This window comes from Neglectibacter timonensis, from assembly GCF_900048895.1.
GTDB lineage: Bacteria > Bacillota > Clostridia > Oscillospirales > Acutalibacteraceae > Acutalibacter > Acutalibacter timonensis.
In genome coordinates this window covers 347,577-369,992 of record NZ_LT160639.1, presented here as the reverse complement: position 1 = coordinate 369,992, position 22,416 = coordinate 347,577, and the positions used below count along the sequence as shown (strand labels likewise).

General features: G+C 53.6%; 21 protein-coding genes. 11 read left to right on the top strand and 10 right to left on the bottom strand.

Annotated features, from left to right (window positions below; translation table 11 throughout):
• Nucleotides 1-85: 85 nt before the first annotated feature.
• Nucleotides 86-367, top strand: a complete 282-nt coding sequence (locus BN3911_RS06790) for a DUF6809 family protein (protein ID WP_066863147.1) — start codon at nt 86-88, stop codon at nt 365-367.
• A 165-nt stretch (nt 368-532) separates the two neighbouring features.
• Here BN3911_RS06790 and BN3911_RS06785 read toward each other — a convergent pair whose 3' ends face one another.
• From BN3911_RS06785 to BN3911_RS06760, 6 genes are all read right to left on the bottom strand, one after another.
• Nucleotides 533-1,501, bottom strand: a complete 969-nt coding sequence (locus tag BN3911_RS06785) for a CehA/McbA family metallohydrolase domain-containing protein (RefSeq protein WP_066863145.1) — start codon at nt 1,499-1,501, stop codon at nt 533-535.
• Nucleotides 1,502-1,521: 20 nt separating this feature from the next.
• Nucleotides 1,522-2,796, bottom strand: coding sequence for a glycoside hydrolase family 125 protein (locus BN3911_RS06780; protein ID WP_066864264.1), 1,275 nt, complete (start codon nt 2,794-2,796; stop codon nt 1,522-1,524).
• Between the two features lie 237 nt (nt 2,797-3,033).
• Entirely contained in the window at nt 3,034-3,756 is a 723-nt protein-coding gene (locus tag BN3911_RS06775; protein WP_066863142.1) for an amino acid ABC transporter ATP-binding protein, read from the bottom strand.
• Nucleotides 3,743-4,477, bottom strand: a complete 735-nt coding sequence (locus BN3911_RS06770; RefSeq protein ID WP_066863139.1) for an amino acid ABC transporter permease — start codon at nt 4,475-4,477, stop codon at nt 3,743-3,745. The genes BN3911_RS06775 and BN3911_RS06770 overlap by 14 nt, the downstream gene beginning before the upstream one ends.
• An 18-nt stretch (nt 4,478-4,495) precedes the next feature.
• Nucleotides 4,496-4,732, bottom strand: a complete 237-nt coding sequence (locus tag BN3911_RS06765) for a hypothetical protein (RefSeq protein ID WP_066863136.1) — start codon at nt 4,730-4,732, stop codon at nt 4,496-4,498.
• A 54-nt stretch (nt 4,733-4,786) separates the two neighbouring features.
• Nucleotides 4,787-5,599: a transporter substrate-binding domain-containing protein gene (locus BN3911_RS06760; RefSeq protein ID WP_066863133.1), complete on the bottom strand. Its 813-nt coding sequence runs from the start codon at nt 5,597-5,599 to the stop codon at nt 4,787-4,789.
• 421 nt (nt 5,600-6,020) lie between these two features.
• Between BN3911_RS06760 and BN3911_RS06755 the strand changes: the two genes are divergently transcribed.
• Nucleotides 6,021-9,083 carry a type 1 glutamine amidotransferase family protein gene (locus tag BN3911_RS06755; protein WP_066864261.1) on the top strand — a complete coding sequence of 1,021 codons (3,063 nt, stop codon included), beginning with the start codon at nt 6,021-6,023 and terminating at the stop codon, nt 9,081-9,083.
• Between the two features lie 29 nt (nt 9,084-9,112).
• Nucleotides 9,113-10,138, top strand: coding sequence for a zinc-dependent alcohol dehydrogenase (locus BN3911_RS06750; protein WP_066863130.1), 1,026 nt, complete (start codon nt 9,113-9,115; stop codon nt 10,136-10,138).
• A gap of 201 nt (nt 10,139-10,339) precedes the next feature.
• Here BN3911_RS06750 and BN3911_RS06745 read toward each other — a convergent pair whose 3' ends face one another.
• Nucleotides 10,340-11,710: a DUF4179 domain-containing protein gene (locus BN3911_RS06745; protein WP_066863128.1), complete on the bottom strand. Its 1,371-nt coding sequence runs from the start codon at nt 11,708-11,710 to the stop codon at nt 10,340-10,342.
• Nucleotides 11,694-12,245 (bottom strand): RNA polymerase sigma factor, encoded by a 552-nt coding sequence (locus BN3911_RS06740; RefSeq protein ID WP_074039121.1) that lies wholly within the window; start codon nt 12,243-12,245, stop codon nt 11,694-11,696. The genes BN3911_RS06745 and BN3911_RS06740 overlap by 17 nt, the downstream gene beginning before the upstream one ends.
• Before the next feature lie 232 nt (nt 12,246-12,477).
• Here BN3911_RS06740 and BN3911_RS06735 point away from each other — a divergent pair, with 232 nt between their 5' ends.
• A complete protein-coding gene (locus BN3911_RS06735; RefSeq protein ID WP_066863125.1) occupies nt 12,478-13,590 on the top strand; it encodes a GGDEF domain-containing protein in 1,113 nt (370 codons plus the stop codon).
• Here BN3911_RS06735 and BN3911_RS06730 read toward each other — a convergent pair.
• Entirely contained in the window at nt 13,529-14,413 is an 885-nt protein-coding gene (locus tag BN3911_RS06730) for an AraC family transcriptional regulator (RefSeq protein ID WP_066863122.1), read from the bottom strand. The genes BN3911_RS06735 and BN3911_RS06730 overlap by 62 nt on opposite strands.
• Before the next feature lie 197 nt (nt 14,414-14,610).
• Here BN3911_RS06730 and BN3911_RS06725 point away from each other — a divergent pair, with 197 nt between their 5' ends.
• From BN3911_RS06725 to BN3911_RS06695, 7 genes are all read left to right on the top strand, one after another.
• Nucleotides 14,611-15,375, top strand: a complete 765-nt coding sequence (locus BN3911_RS06725) for a sugar phosphate isomerase/epimerase family protein (RefSeq protein ID WP_242871087.1) — start codon at nt 14,611-14,613, stop codon at nt 15,373-15,375.
• A 19-nt stretch (nt 15,376-15,394) separates the two neighbouring features.
• On the top strand, nt 15,395-16,549 hold the full coding sequence (locus BN3911_RS06720) for a Gfo/Idh/MocA family protein (RefSeq protein ID WP_066863119.1): 1,155 nt from the start codon (nt 15,395-15,397) through the stop codon (nt 16,547-16,549).
• Nucleotides 16,550-16,663: 114 nt separating this feature from the next.
• A complete protein-coding gene (locus BN3911_RS06715) occupies nt 16,664-17,536 on the top strand; it encodes a sugar phosphate isomerase/epimerase family protein (protein ID WP_066863116.1) in 873 nt (290 codons plus the stop codon).
• Complete coding sequence (locus BN3911_RS06710; RefSeq protein ID WP_066863113.1) at nt 17,533-18,540, top strand: Gfo/Idh/MocA family protein; 1,008 nt, start codon at nt 17,533-17,535, stop codon at nt 18,538-18,540. The genes BN3911_RS06715 and BN3911_RS06710 overlap by 4 nt, the downstream gene beginning before the upstream one ends.
• Before the next feature lie 23 nt (nt 18,541-18,563).
• Nucleotides 18,564-19,430, top strand: a complete 867-nt coding sequence (locus BN3911_RS06705; RefSeq protein ID WP_066863109.1) for a GNAT family N-acetyltransferase — start codon at nt 18,564-18,566, stop codon at nt 19,428-19,430.
• 175 nt (nt 19,431-19,605) lie between these two features.
• Nucleotides 19,606-20,016: a DUF2089 domain-containing protein gene (locus tag BN3911_RS06700; protein ID WP_066863106.1), complete on the top strand. Its 411-nt coding sequence runs from the start codon at nt 19,606-19,608 to the stop codon at nt 20,014-20,016.
• 1 nt (nt 20,017) lies between these two features.
• Nucleotides 20,018-21,307, top strand: a complete 1,290-nt coding sequence (locus BN3911_RS06695; RefSeq protein ID WP_066863102.1) for a DUF4097 family beta strand repeat-containing protein — start codon at nt 20,018-20,020, stop codon at nt 21,305-21,307.
• A 112-nt stretch (nt 21,308-21,419) separates the two neighbouring features.
• On the opposite strand, the gene BN3911_RS06690 is transcribed toward BN3911_RS06695, so the two are convergent.
• Nucleotides 21,420-22,397, bottom strand: a complete 978-nt coding sequence (locus BN3911_RS06690; protein ID WP_066863099.1) for an asparaginase — start codon at nt 22,395-22,397, stop codon at nt 21,420-21,422.
• Nucleotides 22,398-22,416: the final 19 nt, after the last annotated feature.

The window sequence follows — 22,416 nt, the reverse complement described above, 5'->3', positions numbered from 1 at the left end:
GTTGTGCGGTCTTTCTGTTCACAGTTTGTTATCTGGACTAATCGCACCGTCTATGGCATAGTGTCTCGCTGCAAGGAGGTGCGATATGGGCAACATACTGGAAGAGTTCTGGTACGGGAATATAAATCCCCAGGAACAGAGTAAGGAAAGCAACCGGGCAATTAAAGAACTGATCAAACTGATGGGACGTAACCGGGATCGTCTACATGACTCTATGACAGCGGAACAACAGGAGACGCTTGAAAAATACGATGACTGCGTCAATGAAATGTACGGCTTGATCGAACTGGAGATATTCTCCTATGCTTTTCGGCTCGGCGGTAGGCTTATGCTCGCCACGCTGATGGACAGCGGTGAGGATGCCTAAAGCAGAAAAAGACCACACAACAGACTCTGTAGCCTGTTGTGTGGTCTTTCTGTTGGCACCGCTTGAGGACGTCACTCAAAAATTATCATTGTTTTCAATAATCCCTAAGTGAACGCTCCAAAACGGGAGTTTCTCCGTTTTACGGCGCATTTCAAATTCTGATAATCAATTCAAATCGTCCAGGAAATAGGCGTTGGTACCGGCATAAAGGCCATGGCTGTCGCGGACCTCAATCCGGAACCAGCCCTCTTTTCCGGAGAGCGCGAACTCCGCCTCTGTAAGGCTCTCCTCTTTGGGAGCCAGCCGCTTGTAGCAGCCCCTGCCTTCCTGCATCACAAAAATCTTTTCCACAGGAGAAGTTTTTACCCGGAGAATTCCGTTTTCCAGGGAAACTCCCCGAAGCTCCGGCCCCATGGACCAGTAAAAATCTCCGGCCGCCAGGGCGCTGATCACACTGGGATAGTCGAGCTTGGAAGCATGGAGCATCACAAAGCCGCCGAAGGAATCGCAGAGCGGGTCGCCGAAGGGCATCCTGTTGTGATTGTCGTCTGTAGCCAGGCAGAACAGCCGCTGTCCCGTGCGCAGCATCTCATCGTAGGCCTGGGGAGCAAAGCCGTAAAGGCCGTCGTGTTCACAGCCGTGGTTATAAATTTCCATGGCAAACAGGCTGCGCAGCCCCTTATAATCGTCATAATCCTGCAAGGACCAGTAGGGGTGATTGTAGCTGACCAGAAATCCCAATTGATTCATCTGCTCCAGATAGCCGTTGAGAGCGTGAATATCGCCGTACCTGCGGGGAGGAAGGGGGCTTTGCGCCTTTTCCTGTGCGTGCTCTGCTGGATCGGTGTCAAACAGGTTGATGTGGTAAGTCTTCAGCCTGGGCCAGCCATCCCGGGATTTCATAAAATCGTTCAGATCTACCTCATATCCTGCCAGGGCGAGAAAGCTGTCGTCGCAGAGTTCCCGATGCCACGCGTATTTATGGTGGTCTGTAAAGGCCACAATGGAATACCCTTCCGCCTGATACGCCTTTTTAGCCTCCTCCGGCGTCAGAGCTCCGTCGGATACCGTAGTGTGGCTGTGCAGGTTTGCTTTATAAAAGCCGTTTTCCGGCAGCAGTACCCGGTCTTTCATGAAAAACACCTCCGAAAGCGTTATTTTACCTCTTCTTCCAGCATCTGAGCGAACAGAGTGTTGGCCCAGGCAAACCAGGGTCTGGTAAATTTGGAGGGGTCATCCACGTCAAACCCCTCATGCATAAAATTGGTTCCCGCATGGGTGCGGGCTATGGTGTCCAGGCATTCCTGTTTTTCCTGGGGATCGGTGCTGGTGAGGATCTGCATGGAAAGGCCGATATGCCAGATATAGCGGGGCGGTGTGTGAGGGCTTCCGATGCCTCTGGCTGCTTTTCCACTGTAATAATAGGGGTTGTCCTCTGAGAGTACGAACCGGCGGGTATTCTGGTAGATAGGGTCTTCTGCGCTGCGGTAGCCCAGATAGGGGATAGCCAGCAGGCTGGGGGAATTGGCGTCGTCCATCAGGTTGTAATTGCCGAAGCCGTCAGTCTCGTAGGCGTATATTTTTCCGTATTTGGGATGATCCACAATGCCGTAGGCCTCGATGCCGTCCTCGATTTCAGCGGCCAGTGCCAGGCAGTCTGCTTTCAGGGCTGTGTCCTCGTACCCTGCTTCCAACAGTCCGGCAGCTTTGCGCAGGGCCACAACCGCCATCATGTTGGAGGGGATCAGGTACCCGAATTTGCAGGAATCATCCGACGGACGGAATCCGGACCAGGTCATGCCCGTGTAATTTACGGGACGGCCCTTGCCGTTCATGGGCAAAGTGTCGCTGGGAGCCCAGGCATTTTCCCGAACAAACCAATAGGAAGATCTTTCCCCATGGCGCTGCTCCGTATGGAAGGTGTGAACGATTTTTTCAATCATCAGCCGGAACTCTTCCGTAAAGATGGAACTGTCCTTGGTGACCTCGTAATATTCGTGGGAAAGGTACAGCGGAGCGCAGAGGGAATCCACTTCATACTTGCGTTCCCAGATCCACCCGCTTTGGAAATCGCTGTGGTCATCCTCGCTGTAGCCCTTTTTCAGCACTTCACTGTTGAAGGCGTTGGAATAGGGGTCTAGGTTTACATAAAAAGCATGCTTGCCGATGACGCTGCGCAGGATATTCTTCAGATCCTCATCCTCCGCGGCGTATTTGAGATAGGGTTTCAGCTGCGCCGCGCTGTCGCGCAGCCACATGGCGGGAATATCCCCCGTGATGACAAAGGCGCTTCCATCGGGAAGCTCGGTCACTGTGGTCTCAATGGTGTTCAGAAAGCATTGCTTTGCGAGAGGGGCAAGGGAAGGAAGCTTTTGGGCTGTTTTAGCTTCCAGTTCTTCCGCCTTCTGCAGCAGGATTTTAGGTATCATAGCGTTTCCTCCGTTTCCTCCGGAAGTTCCGGAGCTGTTCTGCGGCCATTGTAGCATATCCGGTAAAAAAGTGCCACAGCTTCCGGAAAAAATCTCCAAGCAACAGAAAAAGAAAAACAGTGAGGCGCCGCAGGCCTGTTCAGCGAATCCCGGTGCCGCTGAATTTGGGACTCCCTTCTGCACAATAATTGAGACCGCTGCAAGAGATTAAATCTCTTGCAGCGGTCCCTTGTTTTTTTACAGTACTTTGGAGAGAAATTCCCGGAGCCGCGGATTCTGAGGATTTGTGAAGAATGCCTCCGGTTCGTTTTGCTCGGCAATGACGCCCTCGTCCATAAACAGGATCCGGGTGGCTACACTCCGGGCAAAACCCATTTCGTGGGTGACCACAACCATGGTCATACCGTCGTCGGCCAGCTCTTTCATGATTTCCAGTACCTCGCCGACCATTTCAGGATCCAGCGCAGAGGTGGGTTCGTCGAAGAGCATTACATCCGGATTCATGGCCAGAGCCCGCGCAATGGCGATTCTCTGCTGCTGGCCGCCGGAAAGCTGTTTGGGATAGGCATCTGCCTTATCGGGGAGCCCGACACGCTCTAACAGCTCCAATGCTCGCTTGTCCGCTTCCGCCTTGGTCATCAGCTTGAGCTTGAGAGGGGCAAGCTTAATGTTTTCCTTGACCGAAAGGTGGGGGAAAAGATTAAATTGCTGAAATACCATGCCCATCCTGGTACGCATCTTATTGATGTCGTTTTGGGGATCGGTGATGTCCACCCCTTCAAAGGTGATGGTGCCGCCCGTAGGCTGTTCCAGCAGGTTCAGGCAGCGCAGAAAGGTGGATTTTCCGGAACCGGAGGGGCCGATGACAGCCACCTTTTCGCCCTTATTAATGTGCTCATTGATCCCTTTGAGCACAAAATGGTCTCCAAAGGATTTTTCCAGGTTTTTAACGTCGATCACTTTCGCGCAGCCTCCTTTCAAAGATGCTCAGCAGCTTGCTCAAAATCAACACCAGGGCCAGATAGAGAACGGCGATAGATAGGTAGGGCACAAAGGGCGCGTAAGTGCGGCTCTGCACGATCATGGCTCCCTTGGTGAGGTCCTGCAGGCCGATGAAGCCGCAGATGGAGGTTTCCTTCAGCAAAGTGATCAGCTCGTTGCCCAATGCGGGGAGTATGTTTTTGATGGCCTGGGGGATGACGATGTAACCCATGGTCTGCGTATAATTCAGACCCAGAGAGCGCCCTGCCTCCGACTGCCCCAAATCGATGGACATGATGCCGGAACGGACGATTTCCGCCACATAGGCGCCGGAGTTGATGCCGAAGGAGATGGCCGCAACCCAGACCATCATATCGTCTCTGGCCCATTTGAATACGATAAACCACATGATCAGCAGCTGCACGGTGGACGGGGTGCCGCGGATCACCGTAAGATATAGTTTGGCAATGGCGTTAAAAAAGGCCAGTATCACATGACCGATTCCCTTTTTGCTGCCCCGCTGTGAATCGTGTGCCGAGCGTATCACCGCGATGACCACACCGATCACCACGCCTAGAATCAACGCTAAAAAAGTGACTTCCAGCGTAGTGACAATACCTTTTGCGAAATATTGCCAGCGGTTGTCCGTGATAAAGGTCTGCTCGAATTGGTTCACGAGCCAGGCCCAGGATTCCGCCATACTTCATTCCTCCTACCATCAATAATAATAAATGCGGCCCGCCCCGTACCCTGCCGCCGGTTTGGCGGAGCCTGCTTCTAAGCGGCCGGAACCCATGCTGTTGCAGTATTCTTTAAGCATACCATAAAGACGGAATTTTTCACAGCTGGTTCTGCCGTCAATCTTTTTAGGCTCACTGGAAAACGATCCGGGATCGATACGAAAAGGGCGGGGGAGAATTACCGTCTCCCCGACGCCCTGTTTCCCATGTTTCATGTGGCCCCGACGTTCAGAACATCAGCAGGCCGTGGAACATTTCACACGCCTGTATCAGTCGGATGTGATGTATTTGTCCACAATTTTCTGTACAGTGCCGTCTTCGATCAGTTCGGCCAGAGCTTTGTCCACCTTTTCCAGCAGCTCGGTGTTGTCCTTGGCGATCGCGATGGCATAATCTTCGTTGGCATACTCAGTATCGAGGATTTTCAGGCCTTCGTTGGCAGCAACAAAGGCTTTGGCAGGTTCGTTGTCGATGACCACGCAGTCCACCTTGCCGGAAAGCAGAGCCATCACGGCGTCGGAACCCTTGTTGTAACGGGTGACGGCGTCTTCGCCATAACCGCCCTTTTCAGGAGAATCTGAACAGTAAATGTCCCCAGTGGTTCCCTGCTGTACGCCAATCTTCTTGCCCTCCAGATCGTCGATGGAGGCAATGGTGGAATCTTCAGGTACGATAACCACCTGAATACCGGTGGCGTAGGAGCGGGTGAAGCTTACGTTCTCTTCACGCTCCGGGGTAACGGTCATGCCGGCCATACCCATAGAAGCTTTGCCGCTCTGAATAGCGGGGATAATGGAATCAAAATCAATATCGGAAATTTTGAACTCCATTCCCAACTTGTCGGCAATTGCCTTGCCCACTTCGGCGTCGATTCCCACAACCTCGTCACCCTCGTAATATTCGTAGGGCTCGAAGAAGGCGTTGGTGGCCATGATCAATGTGTTATCGTCAGCAGTGGTGCTTTCCTCGGAAGCAACGGTTGAGCCTGCAGCAGCGGAACTGCTGGAGGAGGGGGTCTCCCCGCAGCCGGCGAAAGAGGCGGCCAAAAGCAGGGCGGACAACAGTAATGCAAGTTTTTTCATGTTGGGTTCTCTCCTTGAGTTTCGAAATAAATATTCATTGAGACTAAGGATATTATACATCTTTTTTGTCGGTTTGCAAGGGAAAAAACAGCGAATAAATGGATATCTTCCTGAAAATCTTTGTGAAAAGCGTGTATAAAAATACATTCTTACATGAGTGGAAAACGCTGTGGAGGAAAACCTTAGGGACAGTTTCCCGCTTTCCGGAAGGAGGAAAAAAGAGCTGGATACAGTTTCTGCATTGAGCCCTTGCGGCTTTGTAAAGCAGGCATTATAATAGGAGGCGCAGGCAGCTTTTCCCTGTTGTGCGGGGGAGGGGCGCTGTGGAGGAGTATTGCAGTCCGGCCGAATGCAAAGGCCGGCATTTGCTGCGCAAAGCCGCAGAGTGCTGCGGCGGGCAGAAAGGAAGATGGTGATAGAAATGGATTATCTAAAAGAGTTCGAGCATCCTTCGTCCAGATTTCGCGGGGCGCCGTTTTGGGCTTGGAACACAAAGCTTGACCGGGACACGATTCTCAAACAGATCGATGTGTTCCGGGAGATGGGCATGGGCGGCTTTACCATGCACTGCCGCACGGGCCTGAACACACCCTATCTGGGAGAAGAATTTTTGGATGTGGTGAAAGCTTGTGTGGATAAGGCCGGAGCTTTGCAGATGAAGGCCTGTCTGTACGACGAAGACCGCTGGCCGTCCGGAGCCTGTGGGGGAGCGGTGACCAAGGATCCGGAATTCCGCAGCCGTTATCTGGTCTTCACGCCGTTTTCCAAAGAGGAGGGGACTGGCCGCAAGGAATCGGAGTCGATCAGCGCGGCGAAGGGCGTCTTTACCGGAAAGGGTACGGAGCTTGCCCGGTATCAGATAGAACTGCGGGACGGGCGCCTTGCCGCCTACCGGAGACTGGCGCCCGAAGAGGAAGCGGATGGAGCCTGGTATGCCTATCTGGAAATCAGCGAGCCCTCCTCCTGGTATAACAATGAAACCTATGTCAACACATTGAATAAGCGTGCCATAGAGCGTTTTGCAGAGACCACCCATGAAGTCTATGCCGGGGCGGTGGGTGCGGAGTTCGGTAAAGCGGTTCCTTCTATCTTTACCGATGAGCCGCAGTTTGTACACAAGGAGACGCTGGGGAAGGCGGAGGAAAAGAAGCCCCTGATCCTTCCCTATACCGATGATTTTGAGGACAGCTACCGTGCGGCCTATGGAGAAAGCTTTCTCGACCGTCTGCCGGAGGTGGTGTGGGAGCTGCCGGACGGGGTGCGGTCCCTGACGCGGTACCGTTATCACGACCACATTGCCCAGCGGTTTGCCGAGGCCTTTTCCGATACCCTGGGAGAATGGTGTGAATCGCACGGCATCGCTCTGACCGGCCATATGATGGAAGAGCCCACGCTTCAATCCCAGACCGCCGCCATCAGCGAGGCCATGCGCCATTACCGCGGCTTCCAGATCCCAGGGATCGATATGCTCTGCGACTCACGGGAATACACTACGGCAAAACAGGCCCAAAGCGCGGTTCACCAGTTCGGCAGGAATGAGATGACAAGCGAGCTTTACGGTGTCACCAATTGGGATTTTGACTTCCGGCGGCATAAGCTGCAGGGCGATTGGCAGGCTGCGCTGGGCGTAACCCATCGGGTGCACCATCTCTCCTGGGTCTCTATGGAGGGGGAGGCAAAGCGGGATTATCCGGCTTCCATTTTCTTCCAGTCTCCCTGGTACCGAGAGTACCGGCTTCTGGAAGACCACTATGCCCGGGTCAATACCGCCCTGCAGAGCGGCAGGCCGCAGGTGCGCATTGGGGTCATCCATCCCATCGAAAGCTATTGGCTCTGGTTCGGCCCGAAGGAGCAGACCGCCGACATGCGTGAAAAACTGGAGCGGCAGTTCCAAGAAGTGACAGAGTGGCTGCTGTTTGGACTGTTAGATTTTGATTACATCTGCGAAAGCCTATTGCAGGAAATGCCTGAAGGGAATGACGGTAAATTCCAGGTGGGCGAGATGGCCTATGATGCCGTGGTGGTTCCCGGCTGCGTGACTTTGCGCAGGGAAACGCTGCGCAGGCTTTCGGCATTTGCCGCCGAAGGAGGAAAGGTAGTTTTCCTGGGAGAAGCGCCCACCCATGTGGATGCGGTCCCCAGTGAAGAACCCCAAAGGCTGGCGGAAGCCTGCACCCAGATCGGGTTTGACAGAAGCTTGCTGCTTCGGGAGCTGGAGCCTTGGCGGTTGGTGGATTTGAAGGATGAAAACGGGGTGAGAACCAACGAATACCTTTCCCAATTGCGGAAGACGGAAGAGGGTTATCTGCTGTTTCTCGCCAACGGCCGGGCAATTCACGGGGAGGATGTGCCTGAGGCCCGGAAGCTGACGGTGGAGCTGCCGGCTGAGTATAAGCTCACCCTTTTGGACACTCTTACGGGAAAGAGGAGTCCTCTTCCGGCGGAGTATCATGGTGGCAGAACGGTTTTGCAGCGGGAGTTTTATGGACAGGACAGCCTGCTTCTGCAGCTGGAGCCGGGCAGAAATCCGGCGGGACAGACACAGAAGCAGCCGAGCCGCGTGCTGGTTTCTCCGCTCTGTCATGGGAAGGGATACCGGCTGGAAGAGCCAAACGCCCTGTTGCTGGACCAAGCGGAATATGCGGTGGACGGAGGAAGCTTCCAGCCCTGCGAGGAACTGCTGCGGGCCGATACGGCGGTCCGGAAGCGGCTGGGATATCCGGCGGACGGCGGAAATGTGGCCCAGCCCTGGACCCTGGAGGAGGAGCCTTATGAGCATCAGGTGAGCCTGCGCTTTACCATAGAGGCAGAACAAAATGTAGGCCGGGTAAAGCTGGCGCTGGAGCAGGCGGCGCTGGCCTCGGTTAGCTGGGACGGCGAGCCGGTAAAGGGAAAGCCCGAAGGCTGGTATGTGGACCCCTGCCTCAGCGTGCTGCCGCTGGCGGAGGTGACGGCGGGCAGGCATACCCTGGAAATTGTCCTGCCTTACCACAGCAAATCGAGCCTGGAATGGTGCTATCTTCTGGGAGAATTCGGCGTACGGGTTCGGGGCAGAACGGCAGTGCTTACAGCCATGCCTGCTGATGTGGGTTTCGGCGACCTGACAAATCAGGGATTTCCCTTCTATGGAGGCAACTTTACCTACCTGCTGGAGGTGGAGACAGAGGAGGGCGAATATGAGCTTTCTGCAGCTAAATACCGCAGCCCGGTGCTCTGCGTGAAGGTGGATGGGGAAAAGCGCGGCGATATCGCTTTTTCTCCTTACCGGGTTTCGCTGGGAAGGCTGAGCCGGGGCAGGCATCTGATCGAGCTGACGGCCTGCGGCAGCCGGATCAATACTTTCGGCCAGGTCCATCTGACAGACGAGGAGCTGACCTGGTTCGGACCGGAATCCTGGCGCACCGGAGGAGACAGGTTCAGCTACGAATATCAGCTCAAGCGCACCGGCGTTCTGGCGGCGCCCATGCTTTTTAAACTCATATAAATAATTCGGAAAAACAGGAGGAATCAGTAATGCTGCAGCAGGTGATGACAGAACCGGGGGAAATCGAATTTCGTGAGGTGGAAACGCCGAAGCCCGGTCAGGGCGAGGTCTTGGTTAAAATTATGAAAATCGGCGTTTGCGGTTCGGATATCCACGTCTACCACGGAGAGCATCCCTTTACCAAGTATCCGGTTACGCAGGGACATGAGGTTTCGGGAGAGATCGCAGAGCTTGGAGAAGGCGTCACGGGCCTTCGGGTGGGACAGAAGGTGACCATCCAGCCTCAGGTTGTGTGCGGAAAATGCTATCCCTGCCGCCACGGCAAGTATAATCTCTGTGAGGAGCTGAAAGTGATGGGCTTTCAGACAACAGGCGTAGCCTCCCATTATTTTGCTGTGGATGCACAGAAGGTGACGCCGCTGCCGGAATCCATGAGCTTTGACGAGGGCGCTATGATCGAACCCTTGGCGGTTGCCGTCCATGCGGTGCGCAGGGCCGGTGACATGGAGGGAAAGAAAATTGCGGTTTTGGGTGCCGGTCCCATCGGCATTCTGGTGGCTCAGGCTGCAAAGGGCATGGGAGCTGAAAGCGTACTCATTACAGACGTCAGCGATGTGCGCCTGCAGAAGGCGAAGGAATGCGGCGCTGATTTCTGTGTCAATACCAAAGAGGCAGATTTCGGGAAGGCGCTGGTGGACTCTTTCGGTCCGGATAAAGCGGATGTGATCTACGACTGTGCCGGCAACAATATCACCATGGGCCAGGCAATTCAGTATGCCAGAAAAGGCAGCACCATCATTCTGGTGGCGGTTTTTGCCGGACCGGGCAAACTGGATCTGGCGGTTTTGAACGATCATGAACTGGATCTCAACACATCGATGATGTACCGGAATGAGGATTACGTAAAGGCAATCCAGTTGGTGGAGGAGGGGAAGGTTCATCTGGCGCCTCTCGTCTCCAAGCATTTTGCCTTTCGGGAGTATCTGGAGGCATACCGGTATATCGATGCGAATCGGGAGACTACCATGAAGGTAATCATTAATGTTCAGGAATGAGTCTGAAAGCTAATCGGCAAATAGGAAAGAAAAGCGCTCTTTTGCAGAAAGCGGGCCTGCGGAGAAAAGAGTGAAATTTGTACTCTGGCCCGTCAGAGTATTATAATGTAATCCGCCCTGAGGCAGGCAAGTTGAGCCATGCTTCAGGGCGGATTTTTTCAATTGTTTTGGAACCTCCCGTGCCGCCGGAGTCCTTGAAAGTTAAGGCCTGGATTCCGGTACTGCCGAGGGAGAAACGGTGGGCTGTACAGAGGGGACGGGCTGATTGGAAACGGGGCTGGACTCTGCTGGGTCATGAGAGATTTCTCCCTCTGGGCTTGGGGACGGAGAAGGGGGCGTAGGGGAAGGCCTGCTGGAAGGCGCCGGAATGGCTGTGTATTCCGCCAGTGTGACACCATCCTGTCCGCTGACCCGGAGGATCAGCCTCTCGCGGTTTTCCGAAGGCAATGCAGCAATTCCCCGCCAGTCAGAACTGGATCCAGCAGAACTTGGACCAAGCTTTTCACAGCTGACAGTGTCCAGATAGCTTCCGTCTTCTCCGCAAAGGATGACTACCGGGTCTGAAATGAGGTCGGAAATTTCCAGGCATACCAACAGTTTGCTGCTGTTGACGGCCAGTTGATCCAAAAAGATTTCTCCGCTTTCCTGGCCTGTGTTCTCCACGGAACACAGGCTGGCAGCTCCCGGCGCAAACGCCAGACGGAAAGTGATGGTGTCTCCCGCAGCTACGCCTTCTGCCCCGCTGACCGGGGAGTCCTCCCAAGCTTCGAAGCCGGAAAATGTCAATTCGGCCTGCAGTTCCACTTCTTCGAACTCCTCGTAGTCCAAAAGATCAATTTCGGTTTCACCGGTCCAGACGTCCCCGTCTCCCTGCCTCTCCAGGCAAAGGCCCGACTCCTGCCGGATCCGACGGTCTTGGCCGTCAAGCTTCAGTTCAACACTTTGATACGTGAGGAAGCGGTACTGTTTCAGATCCCCGTCGGCAGGCGTAAAAGCGAGAGCCAGATGCAGAGTGAACCCCTCCCCTGTGAGGCTGTCTATTTCTCCGGTCAGCCTACCGTCGTCAGATATGGTCTCAAACAAGGTATCGGCTGACTGCTGCGGAGAAGGCGAAGCAGATCCCGTGGGTTCGGGGGTGGAAGGGAGGAAGCTTGGTTCCGCTTCTGGAGGAATCTCGGGCTCCTTCGGCTGGTATCGGAACTGCCGGTTCACTTTTTCTACAATACTTCCCACGATGGGAAGGTTTTCTGCGGCTGTGGGATTAACGGTATTCAAAAAGAGCAGAAAGAGAAAAAAACCGGCTGCGAAGCAGGCTGCACAGAGAGAAGCGATCCGGCGGCGGATTTTTCTTCCGGGCTTGACAAAGACCGGAATCTGCTCGGTTCCAATATCCTCTTCCATTCCGTCTTCCTGGAAATATTTGCTCTCCAGATCCGCAGCGCTGCATCTTTCGGCCTGCACTTTGTCCAGAGACTTTGTCAGAATCCTCTCGGCTTCCTGTTTGCTCAGAGGGGATTGTGAGGTGTTCAGATACTGGAGTTGCTCCAATAGACGCTTATTTGCAGAGAGCATACCGGTCGCCTCCTTTCTGGAGCAGCTGCCGTTTGAGTCTTTCCCGGCCACGGGAAAGACGGACATTGACATTTCCCTCTGTAAGAGAGAGGGCCTCAGCTATTTCTTTGGATGTTTCCAGCAAATAGTATTTCCGAAGGAAAATTTCACGGTCCGGGGACGGCAGGCTTTCCACCAACTCCTGGAGCATAGCTTCCAAATCGCTTATGTTTTCTGGCAGGCCGCTGTCTCCTGTCAGCTCTTCATAAAGTGGAAACTCTTCCCTGCGGGTCAGTTTTCTCCAACGATCAATAGCGGCATTGCGTGCGGTGACCAGCAGCCATGCCCGGACAGGCACAGCGTCAGACAGAAGCTTCTCAGCATGGCGCCACAGGGCTACAAATACGTCTGCACAGCATTCCTCCGCCTCCTGGGAAGCGTTCCGGAGCACACGGCGGACTACACCGTTTACAGCTGCGCCATGTTCTGCGATGGCTTTCCGCAGGCCTTCTTCGGGGTCGGAACGAAGGAGAATGAGAAGTTTCTTGTCATTCACTTAGAAATCATCCTTTCCGAGAAGAACTCTTTTTTTATGCCTGCTGTTTTCTATTAAAACGAATGAATGGTTCAGAATCTAACAAAAAATCCCTGCATCTTATTTTTTACGCAACTGCGTATTTTTGTGCTATAATATCGTTGAAATTTATTTTTGAAAATATAAGATAAAATACAGCTGGCATACTTTGCACTTTTGTCGGAATTCCGGCGGCTATTGGAGGATGCTGAAGATGGAGATTGCTGTCAATTTACTGGTGGTTTTGGAAATGGTAGGTGTAAACCTCTCCGTGATGCACACCTGTGGTACAAGAAAATACTCCGGCAGGCGTATTGCGGCGGTGTTTCTGCTCTTTACGGCCGGGTTAGTGGGAGGATCCTATGTGCTGCTCTCCCGGGGCAGCCAATTCGGGAACGGGAACGGCTTGTTCTCTGTGCTGGGTTTTCTGTACCTGATACCTATCCGGCTGCTGTACCGGGAAAGCCTGCCGCGTATTCTGAGCATCATGTGTTCCTCCTGGATTTATACCATGCTTATCTTTGTGTTTTCTGTCCATTTTTCCAGCCTTTTCAGCGAGGCAGGCTTCGCCCTGCGCGTGCTGTTGGTTCAGACGGGACTGTATGCGGGCACAGTCTGGTTCTTTTTCCGGTGGGTGAAAGGCGGCCTGCTCTTTCTGCTGCACCATATGAACGGAGGACTGGATAAAATTTTGCTGGCGGTAAGCGTTGGGTGGTACGCCGCGGCGATTTTGCTGAACCTGACCTTCCTCTATCCGAAAGCGCTTATTTTGCGGCTTGTGACCCTCTGCGTACTGACTGGGATTGCCGCTATGAGCTATCTGCTCATCTACCGTCTGGTGAAGAGCTGCCGCAATGAAACGCAGCTGCAGGAAATCGCCTACACCGATCATTTGACCGGGCTTCGAAACAGGGCCGGACTGTTTTTGGACGCCAATACCCTTATGGAGAAGAAAACTCCCTTTTCCCTGGTTTTTATGGATCTGAACCGTTTTAAATCCATCAATGACAGCTATGGGCATCTGGCAGGGGATCGGTATCTCTGCTGGTTTTCAAAACATGTGCAGGAACTGCTGGATTCTCAGGGCAGGCTTTACCGGATGTCGGGGGATGAATTTGTATGCCTGTATACGGGTAGGGAAACTCCGGAATTTGTAAAAAACATCCGTCTGCTGCCCCGCGTAATCCAAGAAGAGAAGATTCCCTTTTGGGGCTGCAGTGTGGGTGTTTCCTGCTATCCTGAGGATTCCTGCTCTCTGGACCGCCTCATCTACCTGGCCGATCAGAAGATGTATGGCGAGAAGAGGGAGCATCCGCCGAAGGCGTAAAAAAGCCGCTGCGTTTGGCTTCCGCAGGGGAACTGCCGTAAATGTTTCGATAGCACCGGTAAAAGGCGGAATAGTCCCGGAAACCCGCCCGGGAAGCGGCCTCAGAGGCGGAAATGCCCTGGCGCAGCAGCTGCTGCGCCAGGGCGGCGCGTTTATGCAGCAGATAGTTCCAGACCGTCGTTCCGGTAGCACGGTGAAATAATAGGTTGAGTTGGTTCTTGCTGAGAAAAAACTGTTCGCAGAGGTGTTTAAGAGAGAGGTCTTCCGTCAAATGCTGGTTTACATAATTTAGAATTCCCTGAACCGGGTGGGAGACCTCCGCCCCTCTGTCTGTTCTGGAAGCGTATTCCACAGCGCATAATTCGGTGAGCAGCGCCTCCAAACGGCTTTTGACGGCGGCGCTCTTCAGCGGCTCCGGAAGCGTTCCGCTTGCCAGCAGGGAGGCACACCGGTCCCGAAACCCTGTGCCGGGGTCTTCCAAAAACAAGCCGCCGGGACGAAAAGGAATCAGCAGGGTCTCCCGGTATTCGGGGGAAAGCAGCTCCGGAAGAAAATGAAGCGCGTAGCGCTCATAAGGGGCGTCGCTGTCGATGCGGACTCCGTGGAAGGCTCCGGCGGGGATCAGCAGCACGCTGTTCTGCCGGGGAATGTAATGGTTTCCTTCCACCAGATATTGCAGTTCGCCGCAGACAACATAATAAATCTCAAAAAAACTGTGGCAGTGCAGGTCGTACCGCAGACTGCTCTTTCGGGTAATTCGATGGCTGTAAAGCTGCAGGGAGGTTCGCACCTCTTCCTCTTTGTCCATGACAATTCCTCGCATTCTCTTCTACCTGTCGAGCCCCAGAGGTTCTTTTGCCGGAAGTTTGAAGAGGCCTTTCAGATTCTTCTCTTTGCAGTATAAAAGAAGACAGTGATATTTGCAATGTTTTTTGTTCCTTTTGCAATGGAAACTCCAGGAAAGAATGGTATACTTGAGATACTGGAAAACCAGAAAATGTGACGGGAGGATGAATCAAGATGGAAATGATTCTGGGCGCGCAGCTGTTCACCCTGCGGGAGTATACGCAGACGGAAAAGGATTTGGATTTCAGTCTGGGCAAGGTGGCTGAAATGGGTTATACCACGGTGCAGATATCCGCAATTGGACCGATTCCCGCTGAAAAGGTACGGGAAGTCTGCGACAGGCACGGGCTGAAAATTGTATTGACTCATACGGACCCCAACCGTATTCTCAACGATACGGAGGCCGTCATCAGGGAACATGACGTGATGGGCTGTGATTATATCGGTATCGGAATGATGCCTCCGAAATATCGGACGCCGGAATGGCTCTGCCATTTTGCCGAAGATTACAGGGAGCCTGCCCGGAAGATTGCGGCGGCCGGCAAGCTGTTGATGTACCACAACCACAATCTTGAATTTGAGAAGTTCGGCGGAAAGCTGGTTCTGGACACACTGCTGGAAAGCTTTGCTCCTGAAGAGCTGGGCTTTACCCTGGATACCTTCTGGATTCAGATGGGCGGGGCGGATGTATGTGATTGGCTGGAAAAGCTTTCGGACCGGATCCCCTGCGTACACTTAAAGGATATGTCCGTAAAAGGGATGGATCCCATCATGGCGCCGGTGATGGAGGGAAATCTCAATTTTCCGAAGATATTGGAGACACTGGAAAGGCTTGGAAAAACCAAATATCTGCTGGTGGAACAGGACGTCTGCCAGGGCAGCCCCTTCGACTGCCTGAAGCGAAGCTATGACAACCTGCATGCACTGGGCTACCGGTAAAGAAAGAGAGGAATTTTCAATGGAGAAGGTAAGGCTTGGCATCATAGGGGCCGGTAATATGGGCAGCGGCCACGTACAGAACATTTTAGCCGGAAAGACGCCGGAGGTAGAATTGGCCGCTGTGGCGGACCGGCGGGCAGACCGCCGGGAATGGCTGAGCTCCGTTCTGCCGGAGAGCGTAGCGGTTTATGAGGAAGGCTCGGCGCTGATCGATTCCGCCTCCTGCGACGCCGTACTGATCGCCGTGCCCCATTATCAGCACCCGGTGCTGGCGGAGGAAGCCTTTGCAAAGGGACTGCATGTGCTCTGTGAAAAGCCGGCCGGCGTCTATACGAAACAGGTTCGGGAGATGAACGCAGCGGCTGACCGGAGCGGGAAGGTCTTTGCCATGATGTTCAACCAGCGCACTAACTGCCTGTACCGGAAGATGCATGAAATGGTGGAAAACGGCGAGCTTGGGGAGCTGAAACGTGTGAACTGGATCATCACCGATTGGTACCGCACGCAGATCTACTATGATTCAGGCGATTGGAGGGCTACCTGGAACGGCGAGGGAGGCGGCGTGCTGCTGAACCAATGTCCCCATCAGCTGGACCTGCTCCAATGGATCTGCGGGCTTCCTAAGACTGTGCAGGCCTTCTGCCATGAGGGGAAATGGCATGATATTGAGGTGGAGGATGATGTCACCGCCTATCTGGAATTTGAAAATGGAGCCACCGGCGTTTTTGTGACCACTACGGGCGACGCTCCCGGCACCAACCGCTTTGAAATCACCGGAACCTTGGGCAAGCTGGTATGCGAAGAGGATAAGCTCACCTTTTGGAAGCTGGGGATGGAGGAAAGGGAATTTTGCAGGACTGCGAAAAACGGTTTTGAAAAGCCTTCTTGCGAAAAAATTGAGGTGGAGACGGATGGGGAGAATCCCCAGCACGTGGGTGTGCTGAACGCCTTTGCCGGAAACATTCTGCACGGCGCGCCGCTGGTGGCGGATGGCCGGGAGGGAATCCGCGGGCTCACGTTGTCCAACGCCATGCACCTTTCTTCCTGGCTCAAGCAGCCTGTGGAAATCCCGTTTGATGAGGAGCTGTATCTGGAAGAGCTCAACCGCAGGCGGGCGAATTCCCGTCAGAAAACCGGGCCTTCCATCACTTTTTCTACGGAAGGCACCTACTGAGCAGCTGTTGTATTTATTGCGCCTGAAAGCCTGGCGCGCAGGGGCCTGTATCTTTTTGTAAGCCCCTGTGTTCCGGACTTTTCCGGCACTCACTTTTGAGAGGGAAACAATCGTATGGAAAAATTGATCCTGTCCGGATTTTCGGACGAAATTGCAGAGAGTTTTGACGCGCAGCTGGATGCGGTGGCGGAGTTTGGGCTTTCCTATATAGAGCTGCGGGCTGCGGACGGTGTAAATGTGTCGAACTTTTCCACGGAAAAGGTAAAAGAGGTGAAACGGAAGCTCCGGCAGAGGGACATCCAGGTTTCCTCTGTAGGGTCTCCTATCGGAAAGATCGGCATTCAAGAAGAATTTGCCCCGCATCTTGCAAAACTGGAACGCACCCTGTCCATCATGGAAGAGCTGGAGGCACCGTATCTCAGAATGTTCAGCTTCTACCTTCCCAAAGGGGAACCACCGGAACAATACAGGGATGAGGTGTTCCGCCGGATGGAACAGATGGTGAAGCTTGCGGAGGCTCGTGGAGCGGTAATGCTCCACGAAAACGAAAAGGGGATTTACGGCGACAATGCGTCCCGGTGTAGGGATTTAATGGAACAGTTTTATGGGCGGCATTTCCAGGCGGTGTTTGACTTCGCCAATTTTGTTGAGGTGGGCCAGGAAACGCTGGAAGCCTATGAGCTACTCAAACCTTATCTTGCTTATATCCATATCAAGGATGTCTCGAAAGCTTTGGGTAAGGTGGTCCCTGCAGGCAAAGGTGATGGAAAGGTGAGAGAAATCCTCTCTGACCTTATCGGCAGCGGCTGGAGAGGGTTCCTTTCCCTGGAACCCCACCTGGTGGATTTCAGCGGGTTGAAGGCGCTGGAGCAGAACGCGGCGGCCCGCAATGCCGCCATGGACGGAAAAACTGCCTGGAAAACGGCTCTGGATGCCCTGAGGGAAATTCTCCGGACAATACCGGGAGCTGAGGAGGCCTTGGAATGAACAAGAGAAAAAGCGCTATTGTAGGCTGCGGCGGAATTGCCCAGGTACACGCCAAGGCCCTGCGGGATGGGGATTACGCGGAGCTTGCGGCCTGTGCCGACATCCGGCCGGAACGTGCGGAAACCATGGCACAACAGTATGGGGGAAGGGCCTATTCCTCTTTGGAAGAAATGCTGGATGGGGAAGCAATCGATGTGCTGCATATCTGTACGCCTCATTCTCTTCACACTCCCATGGCAAAGGAGGCGGTCAGGCGGGGCATCCAGGTGTTTACCGAGAAGCCCCCTGTCATTTCCCGGGAGCAGTGGGCGGAGTTTTCTGCGCTGGGAGAGGGGAAAGCCAGAGTGGGAATCTGTTTCCAGAACAGATATAACCGCAGCGTGCGATATTTGGAAGAACTCCTTGCGTCGGGAAAGCCCGGAAAAGTTCTGGGCGCCAGAGCCTTTGTCACCTGGCGCCGGGATGCGCCTTACTACACGGAAAGCGGCTGGAGGGGTTCCCTTCAGACAGAGGGCGGGGGCGTTCTGATCAATCAGTCAATTCACACGCTGGACCTTCTGGTTCGTTTTCTGGGCAGGCCCCGGGCGGCGGAGGCCACGCTGGCAAACCATCACCTTAAGGGCGTCATCGAGGTGGAGGATACTCTGGAAGCCTGGGTGGACTTTGGCGGCGCCTGCGCCGTGCTTTTCGCCACCACGGCCCACTGCTCAGACTCGCCGGTGCTGTTGGAGCTGACCTGTGAAAATGCCGTGTTCCGCATGGAAGAGACAGAGGTGTGCTGCGTCTGGAAGGATGGAAGAAAGGAACAAATTTCCTTCTCGGCGCCCGCTGCCCAGGGAAAGGCCTATTGGGGCAGCAGCCATGAGACCTGCATCCGGGATTTCTACCGGGCATGGGAGGAAAAACGTCCCTATCAGAATGATATTGAAAGCGTGCGGAATACGGTGGACCTGATGCTGGGCATTTATGAATCGGCTCGGGAAGCCCATCCTGTCACACTGTGACAGGGCACGGGAAAGGAATTTGTTTGCTGAGTATTAAAAAGAATTGTCTAACAGAAGCAGAAAAAGCTGAAATTACAGCGCTGCAGGACGATTGCTTTCGGGAGGACGGTTTGCAGAATGCCGTCTTCCTGTCAAATGAACTGAATGTAGACCGGACTGCGCCTTGTTTTTATCTGGGCTATGTGAAAGCGGAAGAAAAATCCGGAGAAGAAAAGCTGGTCTCCTTCCTGAGCGTCTTCTTTCCCACCAAAGAGGATGGAGAAATTGTTGCTTTTACTCATCCCGGATTCCGCCGGCGAGGGTATTTTACCGCCCTGTGCCAAGAGGCTGTGGAAGATCTGCGGCGGACAGGGATCGGCAGGGCTGTGTTTGCGGTAGAGCCCCAGAGCCGGAGCGGGACTGCTGTTCTGATACGTATTCCCGAAACGCAGTGGCTGCGGACCGAATACAGGATGGAGCATGGGCCGGGACCAGTTCCGCCTCTGCGCGAAGGAGTTCACGTGCTTCCGCTGACCCAGGAGACGAAAGCGGAATATCTGACTGTAAGCAGGAAGGCCTTCTCGGAGGAAGGGGGCAGCATCGTAGATGCGGTGATAGATTCTCCCACTCGCAGAGGGTATCTGCTTTGCCGGGAAGGAAAGACAGTGGGCGTCTTCGATTTGGATGTGGAGGAACGACAAATCTTTTTATACGGTGTTGCCGTTGCGGAGCAGTTCCGCTGCCGTGGATACGGCAGAGAGATTGTAAACTGTGCGTTGCGTGAAGGAGTGAGGTTGGGACTCCCTGTGGTGCTCGATGTGGATTCCGATAATCCTCCGGCCCTGCACTTGTACCATTCCTGTGGATTTCGTTCCGTTTTTGAAGTTGGGTATTACGGGAAAATAATTTAATTCTTAATAGAAAAAAAGAAGCATTCAAGCAGATTTTACGCTAGAATGCTTCTTTTTTGGAATTAAAATAAAATAAATTAATTAATAAATTAAAAATATTAAGCAAATGTATTGACAATATTAATTATTAGCTTTATAATGCGGACAAAAGATAGGAAAGAGTGGTGCGAAAAAAATGGAACATGTGCGGAAACAAAACTATCATGCGCCGGCACAATGTCCGGTATGCGGACAGACCATGGAGGTAACTCGCCTGAGATGCGGGCATTGCGGGACGGAGTTAAATGGACAGTTCGCCCCCTGCCGTTTTTGCACGCTGGAGGAAAAGCATCTGCAGTTTGTGGAGACCTTTCTTCGGTGCAGAGGCTCTATCAAGGAGGTAGAGAAAGCCTTGGGGGTCAGCTATCCCACGGTTAAAAACATGCTGGATGCTGCTCTTACCGCTCTGAATCTGGATGAAAGGCCGGAGCTACGGGCAGTGAGACAGGAAGAGGAAAAAGCGGAAATCCTGGAAAGGCTTTCCGGAGGAGAAATCGACGTAGACACGGCGATCGAAGCTTTGAATCAATTGAAAGGTGGGAAATGACATGAGTGAGGAACGGCGCAGAGTGCTGGAAATGCTGCAAGAAGGGAAGATCACATCGGAGGATGCGTTGCGGATTTTGGAAGCCTTGGGTGAAGAGGAGAAGACGATTCCGGCGTCTGAGGAACCGAAATTGCAGCCGCCTGCGGAGGAGATAAGGCCAAAGACAGATGCGCCGGCGGAAACGCAGGCAGCGCCGATTACTGCTGTTGTGGATCAAAAGCTGGCAGGTTTGGGTGAAAAAATTTCCGGCGCCATGGAGCAGGCTGCGTATTCTCTTTCTGATGTGGCAGATAAAATTATCACCACCATGGTTGGGAAAAAGGGAACGGATTTAGACGCGGGCCGTCCGGACTCTCACGGGAATCACGCGCTGTCTCTGCCTCCCCTGCCTCCTCAGCGGGAGGGAAACGTGTGCGAAAGCTGTCCGCCGCCTATGGCAGGAGAGACAGATTATTCTGCCGAAGGCGGGGTCGAGGACCTGGAAGAGATTGATATCTCCTGGGTCAGCGGGCCTGTGGAACTCCGTCCCTATGACGGAAGCACCGTACGGGTGACGGAATACTCCAAGTACCCATTGGAAGAGGGACAGCGGCTTTGGATGCGGATTGCGGAGGAAAAACTACAGATCCGCTGGAGCAGGGAGAAGAATGTGTTCGGCATGGTGGTCAACCGTGGAAAGCATCTGGTGGTAGAATTGCCAAGGAAGGCGGCCGCCCATTTGGAAAATGTACGCTGTTCCAATGTATCGGGAGATATCTATGTTTCCGATATTGCCGGTGAGGATGTTTCCCTTTCCTCCACCTCGGGAAAAGTGACAGCGGTGAATGTCTTCGCGGAAGACCTGAAGCTCGGCTCTGTTTCCGGTAGGGTGACGGCACAGAACATTTCTGCAGAGGATCTGTCGGTAACGGGTACCTCCGGCCGGGTGGAACTGGCCGGTTTAGCGGCAGAGGATGTGAAAGTTTCCACGGTTTCCGGTTCCATCGATGCCTATGGAAACGCAGAAAACTTCCATATTAAATCTGTCTCAGGCAGCATCGCACTGCAGGTGGCACAGTGTCCGGAAGAGGCAGAGTTGAAGACCACTTCCGGAAAGATTTCCCTGAGACTGCCGGAAAACCAAGGGTTTACCGCGAAATATTCCAGTATGTCGGGCAATTTTACTACAGATTTTCCCGTTAGGGGAGACGTGGGAGGCCGGAAGGGAAAAGCGATATTCGCATCCGGCGATGCGGAATATACGCTGAATACCATGTCCGGCTCCATGGAAATCCGTCAGGTAAACCTCTGAGGAGAAGCCGTTGTATTCCGTTGATCCAATAAAACGCACTCCGGTGGAGGCGGCTTTTTCAGCCGTTTCCCGGAGTGCGTTTTTCTTTCATAAATTTTGGAAAAAGACAGCTCTAAAAAAGGATGTCAAAATTAATGGTAGAGTAGAACAGCTCGCGGATCTCCTGCGGCTCATTTGTCTGTCCCAGAACCCACATCAATTTGGTGACGGTGGATTCTAGCGTCATATCGTAGCTTTCCAGCAGCTGATACTGTGTTTTGATTTTGTACCCCACCTGATAAACCGACAAATCGCTGCCTTCCTGGGGAACCTGTGTGGCCATAACGATGGTTTTTCCGGCTTTGATCAATTTTTCCAGCTCATAGAGATAGGCATCAGGTATACCGCCGACGCCGTAACTTTCGATAATCAGCCCATCGCACAACTCCCCCACGGAGGAAAGCGACTTCGCCGGCATACCCGGCGTCAGCTTGAGCAGGCAAACCCGGGTGTTGAGCTGGTGGCAGAACCTTGGTTCTTCGGCCTCTCCCCAAGGAATATAGCGGATTACCCGTCCGTCCCGGACGGAAGCCAACTCGGGAAAATTCAAACTTGTAAAGGCATTGTAGCTTTTCGTGCGCATCTTTCTGGCCCGGGTACCTGCAATGACATGGCCGCCGAACACAATGCAGACTCCGCTTTCCCCGGAACAGGCGTAACGCAGGCTGTCCATGAGATTGGTTCTGGCGTCGGTACTTTCCGCGTCTATGGGCCGCTGGGCGCCTGTGAGCACGATAGGCTTCCGGGTATGCTGTATCAGATAAGAGAGAGCCGAAGCCGTATAGGCCAGGGTATCTGTTCCGTGACAGATGACGAAGCCATCATAGCTGCTGTATTGTTCTTCAATGGTCTGAGAGAGGATCAGCCAATGCTCGGGGCAGATGTTGGTGCTGTCCAGATTCAGAAGCTGCATGGTGTCTATCTGGCAGAAGCTGCCGGGCTGCGGCAAAAAGGCCAGAAGCTCCTCGGGCGTCAGTTTAGGGGCAAGTCCCTGTTCTGTTTTGCGTGAGGCAATGGTGCCTCCTGTGGAGAGCAGCAAAATTTTTTTCATCGGCATCCCAGCGCCTTTC